Origin of the sequence: Aggregatibacter actinomycetemcomitans, assembly GCF_023518055.1 — a bacterium.
GTDB classification, from domain to species: domain Bacteria; phylum Pseudomonadota; class Gammaproteobacteria; order Enterobacterales; family Pasteurellaceae; genus Aggregatibacter; species Aggregatibacter actinomycetemcomitans.
Genome location: NZ_CP085096.1, coordinates 1,501,936 through 1,517,505, shown reverse-complemented (window position 1 = coordinate 1,517,505; position 15,570 = coordinate 1,501,936). Strand labels below are relative to the sequence as shown.

General features: G+C 44.6%; 15 protein-coding genes. 8 read left to right on the top strand and 7 right to left on the bottom strand.

The window, feature by feature from the left end:
- Nucleotides 1–209: 209 nt before the first annotated feature.
- Entirely contained in the window at nucleotides 210–1,553 is a 1,344-nt protein-coding gene (locus tag LIN98_RS07590) for a DASS family sodium-coupled anion symporter (protein ID WP_005545850.1), read from the top strand.
- A 66-nt stretch (nucleotides 1,554–1,619) separates the two neighbouring features.
- On the opposite strand, the gene yfbR is transcribed toward LIN98_RS07590, so the two are convergent.
- The 6 genes from yfbR to LIN98_RS07560 form a co-directional block, all read right to left on the bottom strand.
- Complete coding sequence (gene yfbR / locus LIN98_RS07585) at nucleotides 1,620–2,216, bottom strand: 5'-deoxynucleotidase (protein ID WP_005545851.1); 597 nt, start codon at nucleotides 2,214–2,216, stop codon at nucleotides 1,620–1,622.
- An 8-nt stretch (nucleotides 2,217–2,224) separates the two neighbouring features.
- Entirely contained in the window at nucleotides 2,225–3,253 is a 1,029-nt protein-coding gene (gene degS, locus LIN98_RS07580; protein WP_014167723.1) for an outer membrane-stress sensor serine endopeptidase DegS, read from the bottom strand.
- A gap of 8 nt (nucleotides 3,254–3,261) precedes the next feature.
- On the bottom strand, nucleotides 3,262–4,386 hold the full coding sequence (ribD, locus tag LIN98_RS07575; protein WP_005571596.1) for a bifunctional diaminohydroxyphosphoribosylaminopyrimidine deaminase/5-amino-6-(5-phosphoribosylamino)uracil reductase RibD: 1,125 nt from the start codon (nucleotides 4,384–4,386) through the stop codon (nucleotides 3,262–3,264).
- Nucleotides 4,386–4,838: a transcriptional regulator NrdR gene (nrdR, locus tag LIN98_RS07570; RefSeq protein ID WP_005538258.1), complete on the bottom strand. Its 453-nt coding sequence runs from the start codon at nucleotides 4,836–4,838 to the stop codon at nucleotides 4,386–4,388. Before nrdR ends, ribD begins: the two co-directional genes overlap by 1 nt.
- 116 nt (nucleotides 4,839–4,954) lie before the next feature.
- The gene (rlmM, locus tag LIN98_RS07565) at nucleotides 4,955–6,043 is read right to left on the bottom strand and encodes a 23S rRNA (cytidine(2498)-2'-O)-methyltransferase RlmM (RefSeq protein WP_041915482.1); all 1,089 of its coding nucleotides are present in this window, start codon (nucleotides 6,041–6,043) and stop codon (nucleotides 4,955–4,957) included.
- Nucleotides 6,036–6,941 (bottom strand): transcriptional regulator GcvA, encoded by a 906-nt coding sequence (locus LIN98_RS07560; RefSeq protein WP_005538253.1) that lies wholly within the window; start codon nucleotides 6,939–6,941, stop codon nucleotides 6,036–6,038. Before LIN98_RS07560 ends, rlmM begins: the two co-directional genes overlap by 8 nt.
- A 461-nt stretch (nucleotides 6,942–7,402) precedes the next feature.
- Between LIN98_RS07560 and LIN98_RS07555 the strand changes: the two genes are divergently transcribed.
- A complete protein-coding gene (locus tag LIN98_RS07555; protein WP_005570313.1) occupies nucleotides 7,403–8,422 on the top strand; it encodes a branched-chain amino acid aminotransferase in 1,020 nt (339 codons plus the stop codon).
- 367 nt (nucleotides 8,423–8,789) lie between these two features.
- Entirely contained in the window at nucleotides 8,790–9,530 is a 741-nt protein-coding gene (locus LIN98_RS07550; protein ID WP_014167725.1) for a hypothetical protein, read from the top strand.
- A gap of 155 nt (nucleotides 9,531–9,685) precedes the next feature.
- Here the strand turns inward: LIN98_RS07550 and mdh are convergent, their stop codons facing one another.
- Nucleotides 9,686–10,621 (bottom strand): malate dehydrogenase, encoded by a 936-nt coding sequence (gene mdh, locus LIN98_RS07545; protein WP_005566727.1) that lies wholly within the window; start codon nucleotides 10,619–10,621, stop codon nucleotides 9,686–9,688.
- A 255-nt stretch (nucleotides 10,622–10,876) separates the two neighbouring features.
- Here mdh and argR point away from each other — a divergent pair, with 255 nt between their 5' ends.
- The 5 genes from argR to rsxC all read left to right on the top strand — a co-directional run bounded on the left by argR (nucleotide 10,877) and on the right by rsxC (nucleotide 15,570).
- Nucleotides 10,877–11,344, top strand: a complete 468-nt coding sequence (gene argR, locus LIN98_RS07540; RefSeq protein WP_005545859.1) for a transcriptional regulator ArgR — start codon at nucleotides 10,877–10,879, stop codon at nucleotides 11,342–11,344.
- Nucleotides 11,345–11,367: 23 nt separating this feature from the next.
- On the top strand, nucleotides 11,368–12,255 hold the full coding sequence (locus tag LIN98_RS07535; protein ID WP_005566725.1) for a TIGR01777 family oxidoreductase: 888 nt from the start codon (nucleotides 11,368–11,370) through the stop codon (nucleotides 12,253–12,255).
- A 190-nt stretch (nucleotides 12,256–12,445) separates the two neighbouring features.
- The gene (gene rsxA / locus LIN98_RS07530; protein ID WP_005538237.1) at nucleotides 12,446–13,027 is read left to right on the top strand and encodes an electron transport complex subunit RsxA; all 582 of its coding nucleotides are present in this window, start codon (nucleotides 12,446–12,448) and stop codon (nucleotides 13,025–13,027) included.
- Nucleotides 13,027–13,617, top strand: a complete 591-nt coding sequence (gene rsxB, locus LIN98_RS07525; RefSeq protein ID WP_005585539.1) for an electron transport complex subunit RsxB — start codon at nucleotides 13,027–13,029, stop codon at nucleotides 13,615–13,617. Before rsxA ends, rsxB begins: the two co-directional genes overlap by 1 nt.
- A complete protein-coding gene (gene rsxC / locus LIN98_RS07520; protein WP_005590165.1) occupies nucleotides 13,618–15,570 on the top strand; it encodes an electron transport complex subunit RsxC in 1,953 nt (650 codons plus the stop codon).

Sequence of the window (15,570 nt, the reverse complement as noted above, 5' to 3'; positions counted from 1 at the left end):
ATGAAGAGCAGCTACGATGAATTATCATTTGGAGCACTTTTGCCATACATGGCATAAAAGTCGCATTTTGTTGACGTAGCGCATAGTCTCTCAGGTATATTCCTGTTGTGACATATTATTTTATGATTTTTGTCTTTCTATTTTTAGGGTGATTTATGATTACACCACTTTTTACTCCATCACAGAAAAGCAAAATAAACAAGAAAAGTATGATTTTCGTTATTGATGTCATTCTTTTTGTCATTCTTCTTAATGTGCTTCCCTTTGATGAACAAGCCAATCGCGGTTTGGCATTATTGGCGTTTGTCGGCATTTTATGGTTAACCGAGGCCATAAATGTTAGCGTAACCGCCCTTTTTGTACCGATTTTATCCGTAGGACTTGGCTTGGTAAACAGCCGAGAGGCGCTGGTAGCATTTGCCGATCCGACGATTTTTCTGTTCTTTGGCGGTTTTGCATTGGCAACAGCGTTAAATGTACAGAAAATCGATAAAATGATTGCCAATAAAATCATGCATTTGGCAAGAGGCCGTTTATTTATCGCTGTTATGTATATTTTCTTCGCCACCGCCTTTTTATCCATGTGGATGAGTAATACAGCTACCGCCGCCATGATGATCCCGCTTTCCATGAGTATTCTGAGTCAAATGGATCGCCAAAAAGAGCATAATACTTATGTCTTCGTATTGCTCGGTATTGCTTACAGCGCCAGTATCGGCGGCATGGGTACCTTGGTAGGTAGTCCACCAAACGCTATAGCCGCCTCCCAATTACACCTCAGTTTTGCCGATTGGTTAAAATATGGCTTACCTATGATGTTATTACTGTTTCCAATCATTATCGGCTGGCTTTACATTATTTTCCGCCCACGTTTGAATTTACGTTTTGATGTTCAATTTGAACAAATGAAAATGGATAACAAACGCTGGTTAACCTTAGTGATTTTTGCCCTTGTCGCTTCACTATGGATTTTCAGTAAACAATTGAATTCTGCGCTGACTGTATTACTCGGATTACCGAAAGCTATCGAAAGTATAGACAGCATGATTGCTCTGTGTGCCGCCGTGGTTATTTGTGTTAGCGGTATTGCTACTTGGAAAGAAATTCAATCGAACACCGAATGGGGCGTGCTGTTTTTATTCGGCGGCGGTTTAACCCTGAGTTCTGTCTTGGAAAACTCCGGTGCAAGTAAAATTATGGCAGATGGCATTGTCTATTTAATCAACGGCGGACACACTTATGTTATGGCACTGATTATCGCTGCCTTTATCGTTTGCTTAACCGAATTTACTTCTAACACTGCCAGCGCGGCGCTGCTAGTGCCGATTTTCATCTCTATTGCACACGCACTAAATATGTCACCGCTCGGGTTTGCCATGATTATCGGTTTGGGTGCATCCTGTGCTTTTATGTTGCCGGTAGGTACACCACCGAATGCCATTGTATACGGTACGGGTAACGTAAAACAAAGTGATATGATTCGGGTCGGCAAATATATTGACATCACTTGTATACTTGTCATTGCCACCATCGCGTGTATTTTCTGGATGTAGCATCATTTCTCGATGATAAAAAATTTCCTGCCGTTTTCACCGCAGGAGATTTTTTATAAATTTAACTTACAAGGTAATTTCATCAATAGACTTACCAAAACTCGGCACAAACACCTGTAAAAAATAATCCATTTCCGGGCTTCGCCACTGATCCATCAGATTTTCTAACCGCACTTTTGCCGATCTAAATTCCTGATTACCATTTCCCAGTTCAAATTTCACCTTGATATAAGCACAGATTAAATCTGCCTGTTTCACAATATGTTTTTCATCATCCGAAAAATAGTGACTATCCAGATAGGGTAAAAAATCTGCCTGCAATTCTTCCGGCAACAAACTGATCAAATGCAACTCGGCAGCGGTCTCAATTTGTTTGTAAGCATGGGTAATCTCTTCATTGAAATATTTGATTGGTGTCGGCAGATCGCCGGTAAAAATTTCCGATGTGTCGTGATACATCGCCATCACCGCAATGCGCTCTGCATTCAGTTGTGCACCGTAAAAACGATTTTTAATTAAGGCTAAGGCGTGCCCGACAAATGCCACCTGTAAGCTATGTTCCGCCAGATTTTCCCGTTCAATATTACGCATAAGCGACCAGCGCTGAATCAATCTCAAGCGATCCAAACAGGCAAAAAAATGGCTGGTTTTTATTCGATCCATTTAACAACCTATTGATTAAATGTATATTCTTCAATAATTACCGGAAGTTTATAAGTTTTACCTAAGCGGGATATTTCCACTTCAACTTTCGTATTCGGGCGCACATCGGCAATCAGTTTCATCATTTCTGTCGGTGAATGGGCCTCTACCTTATTGATTTTCAAAATAATATCGCCGGCTTGTAATCCGGCTTTCGCCGCCGGGCTGTTTTCAATGACGCCGGTAATTAAAATCCCGCGTTCGGAAGAACCTTGTCCGTTGCTAAACAAAATATCCGTTTGCACGCCGAAATAGCCGCGAATCACTCGTCCGTCACGAATAATTTTTTTCATCACATCATTTGCCAAGTCAATAGGAATGGCAAAATTAAGACCTTCGGCAATTTCATTGGAGGTTTTACCGATACTCAACGTGCTGATGCCCACCAGTTCGCCGGCGGAATTAATCAACGCGCCACCGGAATTCCCACGGTTAATAGAGGCGTCTGTTTGAATGAAGTTTTGTCGCCCGAGCGCCTCACCCACCGCGCTACGTCCCACCGCACTGATAATCCCCTGTGACACGCTTTGCCCCAGGTTATACGGATTGCCGATTGCCAGCCCCACATCTCCCACATGCACCGGACGGCTGAGATTTTGCGGAATCGTGGATAAATTATCCGCTTTAATTTTTAATACTGCCAAATCCGTTAAAGAATCGGAACCAATGAGCGCCGCATCAAAAATATGCCCGTTTTGCAACGCTACTACAATTTGATCGGCATTTTGAATAACGTGTTTGTTCGTCAGAATATAACCGTCTTTTGACATGATCACGCCCGAACCGAGGTTATTCACCTGCAATTGCGCGGACGAAGAAGTAAACGCCTGATTATAAACGTTCACAACCGCCGGCGAAGCAATACGCACTGCATCTTTATAAGAGGCGATTTCTTGCTCCGGTAACACGGATTTCCCGGTGATTTTCGGTAGCACAAACAAAATCACACCTGCCGTAACCAAACCGATGAGTGCGGAATGTAAGATTTTTTTTAACATTGTGTTCCTTATTTTCTTATATAAATTAATTTAAGATCGTCGCCGGTAGGTTCACAAGATTGCAATTGCCATAAAGGCGCGTCGGCGAGTCGGGTTAAATGGGGCAAATGACATAAATCTTTGGCGTGATCGCCTAACAGTTTTGGCGCCATATAGATGATTAATTCATCTACCAGGTTTTCGGCAATTAGCGCGCCGGCTAAGGTGGCACCCGCTTCGACCCAAAGCGTATTGATCTGACGTTTGCCCAATTCTGTCATCAGTGCCTGTAAACGGCTTTCGCCATGGCTTCGGTCTAATTTTAAATATTCCGTTGACGCCGGAAAACCCGTTAGTTGAAAGTCATCCTCACCTGCCAGCCAAACAGGAGCATCCGTTAAAAACACCTTAAAATCCGACCGCACTTTATGAGTGGAATCCAAAATAACGCGTACCGGCTGGCGTAAATTTTCCTGTATGTAGCGGGCTTGTGTTTCATTTGGCAATTCAGCCCAACGCACATTTAAACTCGGATCGTCCGCCAGTACCGTTTGTGAGGTAGATAACATCGCCGAAGCTTTGGCACGATATTGTTGCACATCCATTCTTGCCTGTGCGCCGGTGATCCATTTGCTTTCGCCGCTCGCCATGGCGGTTTTGCCATCAATGCTCATAGCCAATTTTAACTGCACGAAAGGCTTGCCCGTACGCATCCGTTTTAAGAAACCTTTGTTAAGCTGTTCCGCTTTTTCTTCTAATAAACCTACCGCACTTTGAATGCCGGCATCCGCTAAAATCTGTAATCCTTTGCCCGCTACCTGCGGATTCGGATCGCACATGGCGGCAATCACCTTACTTACGCCGGCTTCCACCAGCCCTTTGGCGCAAGGCGGTGTACGTCCGAAATGGGAACAGGGCTCAAGGGTCACATACGCCGTGGCGCCACGGGCATTTTCACCGGCTTCACGCAATGCCATCACTTCGGCATGGGGTTCGCCCGCTTTAAAATGGAAACCTTTGCCCACAATTTTGCCGTTTTTTACCAACACGCATCCCACCGAAGGATTCGGTGTGGTGGTAAATTCGCCCTGTTTGGCTAAATCCAGGGCGAGTTGCATAAAAGCGACATCTTGCGGGCTAAATTGTGCGTCCATTATTGATCCTTGAGGTTTTCGATTTCTTGGCTAAATTCATTAATGTTATCAAAGCTCAAATACACGGACGCAAAACGGATATACGCCACTTTATCCAGATTTTTTAACTCGTCCATCACAAGCGTACCCACCAATTTACTTGGCACTTCACGCTCGCCGGTGGCGCGTAATTGGTGAATAATACGGCTAATTGCCTTTTCCACGTCGTCGGAGCTAACCGGGCGTTTTTCCAGCGCGTGCTGAATGCCGCGACGTAATTTGTCTTCGTTAAACGGCTCGCGATTACCGTTATTTTTAATAATTTTCGGCACGATTAATTCCGCCGTTTCAAAGGTGGTAAAACGCTCGTGACACTGACCGCACTCTCTGCGCCGACGCACCTGAAAACCATCGGAAACCAAACGACTGTCAATGACTTTGGTTTCTTCCGTTGAACAAAAAGGACAACGCATATTGCCTCCAATAAAAACACTGAAAAAAACAACCGCACTTTAGGTCATCTGTGGGCGGTTATTTTACAAGTAATTTGTGTAAAGTGCGGTATAAAAAATAAAAATTTTACCGCCTCTTACAACAATCGAAGATAAACGGTAATTTCTTCACGATCATGATACAAATGTTTTGCCTGTAACCGATATTTTAAGCCTTGTTGCGACAATTTATCCGCAATCAGTTGCAGGCATTGTTGTACTTGGGCATAGCGTTTTTTCATCGGCAGTTTTAGGTTGAAAATCATGCTGTGGCACCAGCCGTTGAGCAGCCATTTGGTCATCAGTTCCGCAATTCGGCTCGGTTGCTCCACCATATCGCACACCAGCCAATCGATTTTACGTCGCTTCGGCGGCTGAAATTTAAACCCGTCTTCCGCACAATGTTCAATGCGCCCCGTCTCGTGCAGACTTGCCGCCATTTTGCCGTGATCCACCGCATACACAAATAAACCGCGCTTCACCAATTGATAGGTCCAGCCACCCGGGCAAGCGCCGAGATCCACGGCATACATCGTCTCATTAAGCAATTCCGGTTCTTGGTGGCGCGAAATGAAGGTTAAAATCGCCTCTTCCAGTTTCAGCGTAGAACGACTTGGCACCTCGGCGGGAAATTTTAAGCGCTGAATGCCCATCAAATGCGCGGAATGGTTGTGATTATAGGAATAGCCCACATAGCAGGCGTTATTGCGTAAGAAAAAAAGATGTAATGTCAGACCGCACTTTTGATTAGGTTTGGCATTCAGCCAGCCTTGCTTTTTCAACGCTTGACGCAACGGCACGGTAAATTTGCGACAAAATCCGAGTAATTCCTTTGCTTCGTTGGTATCGGCGGTTTCCACCCATAATTCACTGCTGTTTTTCAACGCAATGGTATCGGCAATTTGTTGATATTGGTGAACAATCGGCGTGATGCGATCCTGTTGCGGTAAATCCGTTAATAAATCGGACACCACCAACATTTGACGGGCGAAAATCAGCTGTTGAAAAGGCAACTCACGCGCCAATAAATCGGCATCGCCGGGCTGATAGCATTCAAATATCACATAGCCGCTGTTTTCCGCCATGCGGGCAAATCCAAACACGCCCTTTTCCGCCGCTTTATCGGTGATTTCTGCCGCCAGCTCGCGCTCAAAGCCCATTCGACAATATAATGCCAACTTATTCATTTTCTTGTTTATTTTCTTCTTGATTGATAGTTTGAATAATCCAGGAACGGAACGCGACGATTCGTTCATCTTTGTTGTTATCCAAATGATTGACGACATAAAAGGATTTCGGATCGCGTAAATTCGTGTCAAAAACCGGCTGTAAATTGCCGTTATCCAGCTCTTGCTGCGCTAAAATTCGATTGGCAAGCACAATGCCCTGCTCGTGAATCGCCGCCTGTAACGCCATAAACGTGTGGCTGAAAATCGGACCTTGCTGAATATTTAAATCTTCCAGTTCCAGATAATTCGCCATGTGTTGCCAATTGTCACGGGCGTGAATATGCAGCAGCGTATGATGTTTTAAATCGTCTCGATGATGAATCGGTTTTTGCGCCAATAATTTCGGCGAAGCAAGAATCAATAAATCCTCCTCCACCAGACGATCCAGCTGTAAGTTATCCCAATTGCCCTTGCCGTAATAAATGGCAATATCAATATCCTGGCTAAGTAAACCCTCATCCTGATCCACGCCTTTTAAACGCACTTCAATATCGGGATGTAGCCTATTAAAATCACTCAAACGCGGCACTAACCATTGAATCCCAAAGGTTTGCGGCACACTGATGGTTAAGTGTTTATCGGTTTTTAAAGCAAGCAGTTTATCGGTGGCTTCCACTAAACGGAAAAGGATTTTCGTAATATCGGCATAATAGGCTTTGCCGAAATCCGTGAGTTCCAGGGCGCGGTTTTTTCGTTTAAAGAGTTCCACGCCTAAAAAATCTTCCAGCAGTTTAATTTGGTGGCTAATCGCCGCTTGGGTAACAAAAAGCTCATCCGCCGCTTTGGTGAAACTTAAAAATCTGGCAGCGGCCTCAAAGGCTTTAAGCGAGTTTAACGGTGGCAAACGCTTATACATGATAATTCCTAAATGGTTTATTTACAAATGCGGTTAATCAGATTATTTTTTTTTATAAATCCAATAAAAAAATCTCTTTTGCCCAATATTTCCATTTTGCATACAATACAACAATACTTAGTGTTTGGTACTTTCTTACTGGTTAAAGAGTTTCCAATTAAGTATGATGTTGTGTTTGCATATTGTTTGGTTGTTCCAAACGAAGTAACAAAAGTTACTATTTTATTTCCTGTATATTAGGCTTATTCGCCGGACACCGCTCCCTAAAAAGAGCGGTGTTTTTTATGGCTGAATTCTAACATAGTTATCTGCCGATTTCCTGCTCCCGCTCACAAATCCGAGTGCGCTTCGCTTCTTCGCCCAAAATTTCATTTGTTTTTGTGATTAAAATATTTTAAATCCTTATGGAATAAGGTAGATTAAAAATAACCTAAATAACAATATACACATAAGGAAAAACTATGTCAGACTTACTTGATTGGAAAAATCTCGGCTTCAGTTATATCAAAACGGATTATCGTTTCATCGCCCGCTGGAAAGAGGGCAAATGGAACAACGGTGAATTAAGCACCGACAGCACACTCCATATTCACGAAGGATCTACCGCACTTCACTACGGTCAACAATGTTTTGAAGGCTTAAAAGCTTACCGCTGTAAAGACGGTTCAATTAACCTTTTTCGCCCCGACCAAAATGCCAAACGTATGCAAAATACCTGCGATCGTTTATTAATGTCGCAAGTGCCTACCGAATTATTTATCCGCGCCTGTAAAGAAGTGGTGAAAGCTAATGAACGCTGGGTGGCACCTTACGGTACCGGAGCGACCTTATATTTGCGTCCGTTCGTGATCGGCGTGGGTGAAAACATCGGCGTGCGCCCGGCACCGGAATATATTTTCTGCGTATTCTGCTGCCCGGTCGGTGCTTATTTCAAAGGCGGCATGAAACCGTCCAATTTCCTGGTGACCGATTATGACCGCGCTGCACCGCACGGTACCGGTGGCGTGAAAGTGGGTGGAAACTACGCGGCAAGTTTGTTACCGCATGAACTTGCCGCCGAACGCAAATTCGCCGATGCCATCTATCTTGATCCGAAAACCCATACCAAAATTGAAGAAGTGGGCGCGGCAAACTTTTTCGGTATTACCCGCGATAACAAATTCATCACTCCGCTTTCTCCGTCTATTTTGCCAAGTATCACCAAATACTCGCTACTTTATTTAGCCAAAGAACGCTTAGGTATGGAAACTATTGAAGGCGATGTGTATATCAACGAACTCGGTCAATTTACCGAAGCCGGTGCTTGCGGAACTGCCGCCGTTATCTCCCCAATCGGCGGAATCCAATACGGCGATGATTTCCACGTTTTCTATTCCGAAACCGAAGTGGGTCCAGTCACCAAACGCCTTTACGACGAACTCACCGGCATCCAATTCGGTGACGTGGAAGCGCCGGAAGGTTGGATTGTAAAAGTGAATTAATTCCCGGCTACTACAGAACACAAAAGTGCGGCGGAAAAACACGGTATTTTTCTACCGCACTTTTGTGTCAGTTTAAATTGATCATACTAGATAACATACGAATTAAAAATCAATTTAAAATCCTCCTTATGCTTTTGCATTCACAAACCCAACAACTTACTTTATAGAAAATAGTTACCCTAAAATTTTATTTATCCTTATCTATTATTCTGGGAGTTTTATAGGCTTCCTGATAAAAAATCCCAATGAGTAAATAGGTAACATGTGAATAAATTCTGTTCAAACAGACCCGTAAAACTTGAACTAAGATAATTTTTTCATAAAATGATTTTCACTCTTATTTTACCAACAATAAATTAAAGTCTTTATGTTAAAAACCTTAAGTAAACTTATCTCATCTTCGATTTCTATGGCTTTTTTAGTCGTTTTGGGTTGGTCAGTAGCTTACGGCTATGGCTGGGGACAATCTTATTTTTATGGCTTCCCATGGTGGTATGTAGATGTGGGCACCGGTAATGTAGCACGTAGTTTCGGGTATGTAATTTGGGTAAGTATTATCCTCTTGGCAACTTATTTAGTTGGCTTGTTTGGGTTAAAAAAAGCCAGACCATTCATGACCGATTACTGCATGAATCTGTTGCGGACTTATATTCTGTGTAATGTCTTCTTTATTCCGGTTATTCTTGGTTACATCCTGACAGTTGGAAAAGTTAATTATCTTTTCGCAATCTTCTATATTGGCATTACTTTTATCTTTACTCTTTTGTTTAAAAATTATATTCACAAGCACATCGATACGATTTCTATCAACACGACTCTCGCGTTTTTATATAAAAATAAAATTTATGTGATGTTGGCTACCTATTGTTATTTTGTAATATGTGCGTTTATCGTCGGATATTCCCGCCCACATTTCAAAACAGTATTTGACTCATTAGAAATTGAAGGCAAAGCCTATTACGTATTAGCAAAATACAGTGACACTTTTATCTTAGCGAAAAGTACTCGTGCTACTAATGACAGTTTTTATCTTTATAAAATGAATATTAATTTTTTATGTCGTGTCAGAGTGGTTAATACACATAATGCTTTAATACAACCTGACTAAAATAGTAGCTTGTGCATTTTAGCCATTTCTCATATTCTACGTATTCCCAGATAGAGAAAATCCCCGTTCAAGCGGGGATTTTCTCGATAGGGAACGAAAGCAATAAAAACGCAGAAAATATTCACCGCACTTTTTATGCTATGCCCGAGGTCAGCCTATGGATTAATAAACTTCTCACCTAATTCAATATCTGCACGCAATGTCGGTAACATGGTTTCTAAAGCCTGTTGTTCCAAGGCGCTGAGTTTACCGATTGGTAGAATTTCTTCCACACCTTCCTTGCCGAAGCGAACCGGTTGTGCGAAGAAGCGGGCGTATTTGCCGTCGCCTTCCACATAGCTGCATTCTACGACGGTTTCACCTTGTAAACCGCGGACTACAGCATTAGCAAAACGGGCTGCCGCCTGCGCCATGGATAAGGTTGCGGAACCGCCGCCGGCTTTCGCGTTTACTACTTCGGTGCCGGCATTTTGAATGCGTTTGGTTAACGGTTCAATTTCGTCCTCTTTCCATTCAACGTATTGCACTTGAGATAATAACGGAAGAATAGTCACACCGGAGTGTCCGCCGATGACAGGCACGGTGGTGCGATAAGCATTTAAGCCTTTTAATTCGGAAACGAAAGTTTCGGAACGAAGCACATCCAAGGTGGTCACGCCGAATAATTTACGCTTGTCATAAACACCGGCTTTTTTCAACACTTCCGCCGCGATAGCAACTGTGGTATTGACCGGGTTGGTGATGATACCGATACAGGCTTTCGGACAAGTTATTGCCACTTTTTCGATTAAATTACGCACGATACCTGCATTAATGTTGAATAAATCGGAGCGATCCATACCCGGTTTACGCGCCACACCGGCAGAAATTAACACCACATCCGCGCCTTTAAGCGCAGGTGTCGGATCTTCACCGCCAAAGCCTTCAATTTTCACCGCCGTAGGAATGTGGCTCACATCCACCGCAACACCCGGAGTAACCGGCGCAATATCATAAAGTGACAATTCGGAACCTGCCGGCAGTTGTAACTTCAGTAATAATGCCAATGCTTGACCGATACCGCCTGCGGCACCTAAAACAGCAACTTTCATTTCATTCTCCTCATGTAGTAAAAAATAGGTGGTTAAAAAATCTGAAAAAATTGTACGCTGATCAATTTTTAAATTCAAACAGGCAGGTGCAAATGTGCGATCTAACTCAAATTTTTTATTTTCTATTGAACATAAAAATCACAAAAAACATAATTTTTTATGACCGCACTTTTCCGTTTTAATTAAATATTTATTTGCTAAAGTCACTGCTTTTATGCAAAATTCAGCCACTTATGTTCCACAAGAGACAAACCTATGTTGAATAAAAATCCGGACAATCTGGTCAAAGCATTTAAAACTTTATTACGCGAAGAAAAATACGGTTCACAAACGGAAATTGCCGCCGAGCTTCAAAAACTTGGTTTTCGTAGCGTAAACCAATCGAAAGTATCCCGTATGCTCAGCAAATTCGGCGCCGTGCGCACCCGTAACACGCGTATGGAAATGGTGTATTGCCTACCGAGCGAACTCAGCGTGCCGAATACTCAAACGTCATTAAGAGATTTAGTGCTGGACATTGACCATAACGGCATATTAATCGTCATTCGAACTTCCCCCGGTGCGGCACAGCTGATCGCCCGCCTGCTTGATTCAATCAGTAAAGTGGAAGGCATTTTAGGCAATATTGCGGGCGACGATACGATTTTTGTCACACCAACCAAAAACACCGACATCAATAACTTAATGTTACGCATTCAGGATTTATTCGAAAACGCCTTTTAATTCATCAACCACGGAGGAAGCGCATGAAAATTCTTATGACAGGTGGCACCGGTTTTATCGGAAGTGCACTAATTCCTTCGTTACTGGCACAACATCATCAAATCACCGCCTTGGCACGCCACCCCGCCAAGGCGCAAAAACAACTTCCCAAAAATATTGAATTGATTAATACATTGGATTATTTTCAGCATTTCAATCAATTTGACGCCATTATTAATTTGGCGGGCGAGCCGATTTTTGCCCGCCGTTGGACGGAAATCCAAAAAGTGCGGTTGGAATCCAGCCGCGTTTCTTTAACGGAAAAACTGGCGCAACTCATTAACCGCAGCGATGATCCGCCGCAATGTTTTATTTCCGGTTCGGCGACGGGGTATTACGGCGATTGCGGCGAACAGATCATTGACGAACATAGCCCACCCGTAGGCAACTTCGCCGCCCGTTTGTGTCGGCGTTGGGAAGCGGCAGCGCTGAAAGCCAATACACGGGTTTGTTTGGTGCGCACGGGCATTGTGCTCGGCACACAAGGTGGCGCGCTGGCGCAAATGCTGCCGTTATATCGTTGCGGATTGGGTGTAAAATTAAGCACAGGCAAGCAATATTGGGGCTGGATCTCGCTGGCGGACATGGTGCGTGGGATTTTATTTTTACTGGAAAATCCCGATTGTCGCGGCGCCTTTAATTTTGTTGCACCGCACGCCGTACGTAATGCCGAATTTAATGCCCTATTAGGCAAAACCCTGCGCCGACCGCACTTTGCAACAGTGCCGGCATTTATCCTGAAACTCATGCTCGGCGAACGCGCCGGTTTGTTGCTGGACAGCCAAAATCTCGTGCCGCAACATTTGTTGGCACAAGGCTTTCAATTTGAGTATCCGGATCTCGGCGAATTTCTTGCGCAAGAAATCCCATAATTTATTCCTTCCTGCCCAAAGGCTTTCGGCGTGTAAAATTCACCAAAATTTTTGACCGCACTTTTCTAAAACACGCTTTTCAGTGTATAAAAAAGTGCGATCGTTTTTGCTAGAATTTATCCCAATTTTTTATTGTTCTTAAGCCCGTAAATAGCGATAATACACCGCTTACACGAACGAATCGAACTCTATGACACATTATATTTTACTGATCATCGGCACGGCATTAATTAATAACTTCGTGCTGGTGAAATTCCTTGGGCTTTGCCCTTTTATGGGCGTTTCAAAAAAAATCGAGACCGCCATCGGCATGGGCTTGGCAACAACCTTCGTGCTGACGGTGGCGGCGTTGTGTTCTTATTTGATCGATAATTATATTCTCGCGCCTTTAAACGCCACGTTCTTACGTACCCTAGTGTTTATTTTAGTGATCGCCGTGGTGGTGCAATTTACCGAAATGGTCATCAATAAAACCAGCCCGACTCTATATCGTTTATTGGGCATTTTCCTGCCACTGATTACCACCAACTGTGCGGTGCTTGGCGTGGCGTTATTGAACGTCAATCTTGCTCATAATTTAACGGAATCCGTGGCTTATGGCTTCGGCGCATCCGCTGGTTTCGCTTTGGTTTTAGTCTTATTCGCCGCCTTGCGTGAACGTCTGGTTGCCGCCGATGTGCCCATGCCGTTTCGTGGCGCGTCCATCGCCCTGATTACGGCAGGCTTAATGTCGCTTGCCTTTATGGGCTTCACCGGATTAGTGAAACTATAATGACTACCTTCCACTACGTACTCATTGCCATAGCTGTGTTGGCGCTGATTTTTGGCGCCATTTTGGGCTTTGCGTCGGTTAAACTGAAGGTGGAAGCCGATCCCATCGTGGAAAAAATTGATGCTATTTTGCCGCAGAGCCAATGCGGGCAATGCGGTTATCCCGGTTGTAAACCTTACGCAGAAGCCATTGCTAACGGTGATGTGATTACCAAATGTATTCCGGGTGGCCGCCCGACAGTGATTAAAATTGCCGAGTTGCTGGGGGTTGATGCGCCGGAAACGGATTTAGCAGAAGATCCCGAACCGAAAGTGGCATTTATTGATGAAAATATGTGTATCGGCTGCACCAAATGTATCCAAGCCTGCCCGGTGGATGCCATTATCGGCACCAACAAATCCATGCACACCATTATTCCCGATTTGTGTACAGGCTGCGAACTTTGCGTTGCTCCCTGCCCGACTAGTTGTATTTCGATGATTAAAGTGGAAAAAAATATTGATAGCTGGGATTGGAAATTCGATCCTAATTTAGTCATTCCGATTATTGACACCACATCGGCCGAAAAGAAAATCATTGTGGGGAAATAAATGGCTGATGTATTAACCCGTTTCAACAGTGGCAAGCTTTGGGAATTCGATGGCGGCATTCATCCGCCCGACATGAAATCCCAATCCAACCGCGCGCCTATTCGTACCTTGCCGTTGCCCGATAATTTCTACGTTCCTCTGAAACAACACGCCGGCACAGCGGGCAATTTATTGGTAAAATGCGGCGATCATGTTTTGAAAGGTCAACCGCTCACCCAGGGGGACGGTTTGCGTTCGCTGCCGGTTCATGCGCCTACTTCAGGCACGGTCATTGATGTGATGCCTTATGTCACCGCCCATCCTTCCGGTCTACCGGAAACCTGTGTGCATATTAAAGCGGATGGATTAGATCAATGGCGCGAGCAAACCCCGTTGGAGGATTTCCTTAGCCAAACGCCGGAACAGTTAATCGAAAAAATTTATCAGGCGGGCATTGCCGGTCTGGGTGGCGCGGTATTCCCGACCGCGGCAAAAATTCATTCCGCCGAGAAACAGGTGAAATTACTGATTATTAACGGCGCGGAATGTGAACCTTACATTACCTGCGACGATCGCTTAATGCGTGATTATGCTGATGAAATTATCGAAGGCGTGCGTATTTTGCGCTACATTTTACGCCCTGAGAAAGTGGTGATCGCCGTTGAAGATAATAAACCAAAAGCGGTGAAATCCTTGGAACGCGCCTTACACGGCGCCAACGATATTGAAATCCGAGTGATTCCGACCAAATACCCTTCCGGCGCGGCAAAACAGTTAATTCAAGTGCTGACCGGCATGGAGGTACCTAGCGGTCAACGCTCCTCCGGTATCGGCGTGCTGATGCAAAACATCGGCACCGCTTTTGCTATTAAACGCGCAGTGATGGATGATGAACCGCTGATTGAGCGCGTCGTCACCCTCACCGGTGATAAAATCGCCGATAAAGGCAACTATTGGGCGCGTTTTGGAACGCCGATTTATCACTTGTTGCGCGAAACGGGCTATCAATACGACGATCGTTTCCCGGTCTTCATGGGCGGTCCGATGATGGGCTTTATTCTGCCCGATTTAAATGCGCCGATGACCAAAGTGACCAACTGCCTGTTGGCGCCGGATCATTTTGAATACGCCCCGCCGGAAGAAGAAAAAAATTGTATTCGCTGTTCTGCCTGTTCCGATGCCTGCCCGGTGAAACTCATGCCGCAGCAATTGTATTGGTTTGCACGCAGCGAAGATCACGAAAAATCGGAAGAATATTCCCTCAAAGATTGTATTGAATGCGGCGTGTGCGCTTATGTTTGCCCAAGTCACATTCCGTTAATTCAATATTTCCGCCGGGAAAAAGCTAAAATCTGGGAAATCAAACACAAAGCCAAATTGGCGGAAGAAGCTAAAATACGTTTTGAACAACGCCAAGCCCGTTTGGAACGGGAAGAACAGGAACGCAAAGATCGCTCACAACGTGCTGCAGCCGCCCGTCGTGAAGAATTGGCGCAACAAAAAGGCGTGGATCCAGTGGCTGCCGCCTTAGCGCGCTTAAAAGCGAAAAAAGCCGAAACGACGGAAGCTACGCAGGCAGAACAGAAAACCATTGTTGACGAAAAAGGTCATATCCTGCCTGACAACAGCGACATCATGGCACAACGCAAAGCCCGTCGTTTAGCCCGTCAGGCGGAAGCGGCACACTCGCCGTCGCAGAAAACAGAAAAAACGCTAGAAAAAACGCTAGAAAAAACCACCGCACTTGAGGATAAAAAATCTACCGTTGCCGCCGCTATTGCCCGTGCGAAAGCCAAGAAAGCGGCGCAGCAAACGGAAGCCGTCGAAGCAAACGAACCTGAAACGGCAAAAAGTGCGGTCAATATTTCCGGTGAAAATGGCGCAGAGAACGATCCGCGCAAAGCCGCTGTTGCCGCCGCTATTGCCCGTGCGAAAGCGAAGAAAGCCCAACGTGAAAACACGCAACAAGATTAA

Excerpts from the sequence above, each read along its gene's own strand:
- LIN98_RS07590 (WP_005545850.1), top strand. The coding sequence starts at position 210 with ATGATTTTCGTTATTGATGTCATTCTTTTTGTCATTCTTCTTAATGTG.
- yfbR (WP_005545851.1), bottom strand. The coding sequence starts at position 2,216 with ATGGATCGAATAAAAACCAGCCATTTTTTTGCCTGTTTGGATCGCTTG.
- degS (WP_014167723.1), bottom strand. The coding sequence starts at position 3,253 with ATGTTAAAAAAAATCTTACATTCCGCACTCATCGGTTTGGTTACGGCA.
- ribD (WP_005571596.1), bottom strand. The coding sequence starts at position 4,386 with ATGGACGCACAATTTAGCCCGCAAGATGTCGCTTTTATGCAACTCGCC.
- nrdR (WP_005538258.1), bottom strand. The coding sequence starts at position 4,838 with ATGCGTTGTCCTTTTTGTTCAACGGAAGAAACCAAAGTCATTGACAGT.
- rlmM (WP_041915482.1), bottom strand. The coding sequence starts at position 6,043 with ATGAATAAGTTGGCATTATATTGTCGAATGGGCTTTGAGCGCGAGCTG.
- LIN98_RS07560 (WP_005538253.1), bottom strand. The coding sequence starts at position 6,941 with ATGTATAAGCGTTTGCCACCGTTAAACTCGCTTAAAGCCTTTGAGGCC.
- LIN98_RS07555 (WP_005570313.1), top strand. The coding sequence starts at position 7,403 with ATGTCAGACTTACTTGATTGGAAAAATCTCGGCTTCAGTTATATCAAA.
- LIN98_RS07550 (WP_014167725.1), top strand. The coding sequence starts at position 8,790 with ATGTTAAAAACCTTAAGTAAACTTATCTCATCTTCGATTTCTATGGCT.
- mdh (WP_005566727.1), bottom strand. The coding sequence starts at position 10,621 with ATGAAAGTTGCTGTTTTAGGTGCCGCAGGCGGTATCGGTCAAGCATTG.
- argR (WP_005545859.1), top strand. The coding sequence starts at position 10,877 with ATGTTGAATAAAAATCCGGACAATCTGGTCAAAGCATTTAAAACTTTA.
- LIN98_RS07535 (WP_005566725.1), top strand. The coding sequence starts at position 11,368 with ATGAAAATTCTTATGACAGGTGGCACCGGTTTTATCGGAAGTGCACTA.
- rsxA (WP_005538237.1), top strand. The coding sequence starts at position 12,446 with ATGACACATTATATTTTACTGATCATCGGCACGGCATTAATTAATAAC.
- rsxB (WP_005585539.1), top strand. The coding sequence starts at position 13,027 with ATGACTACCTTCCACTACGTACTCATTGCCATAGCTGTGTTGGCGCTG.
- rsxC (WP_005590165.1), top strand. The coding sequence starts at position 13,618 with ATGGCTGATGTATTAACCCGTTTCAACAGTGGCAAGCTTTGGGAATTC.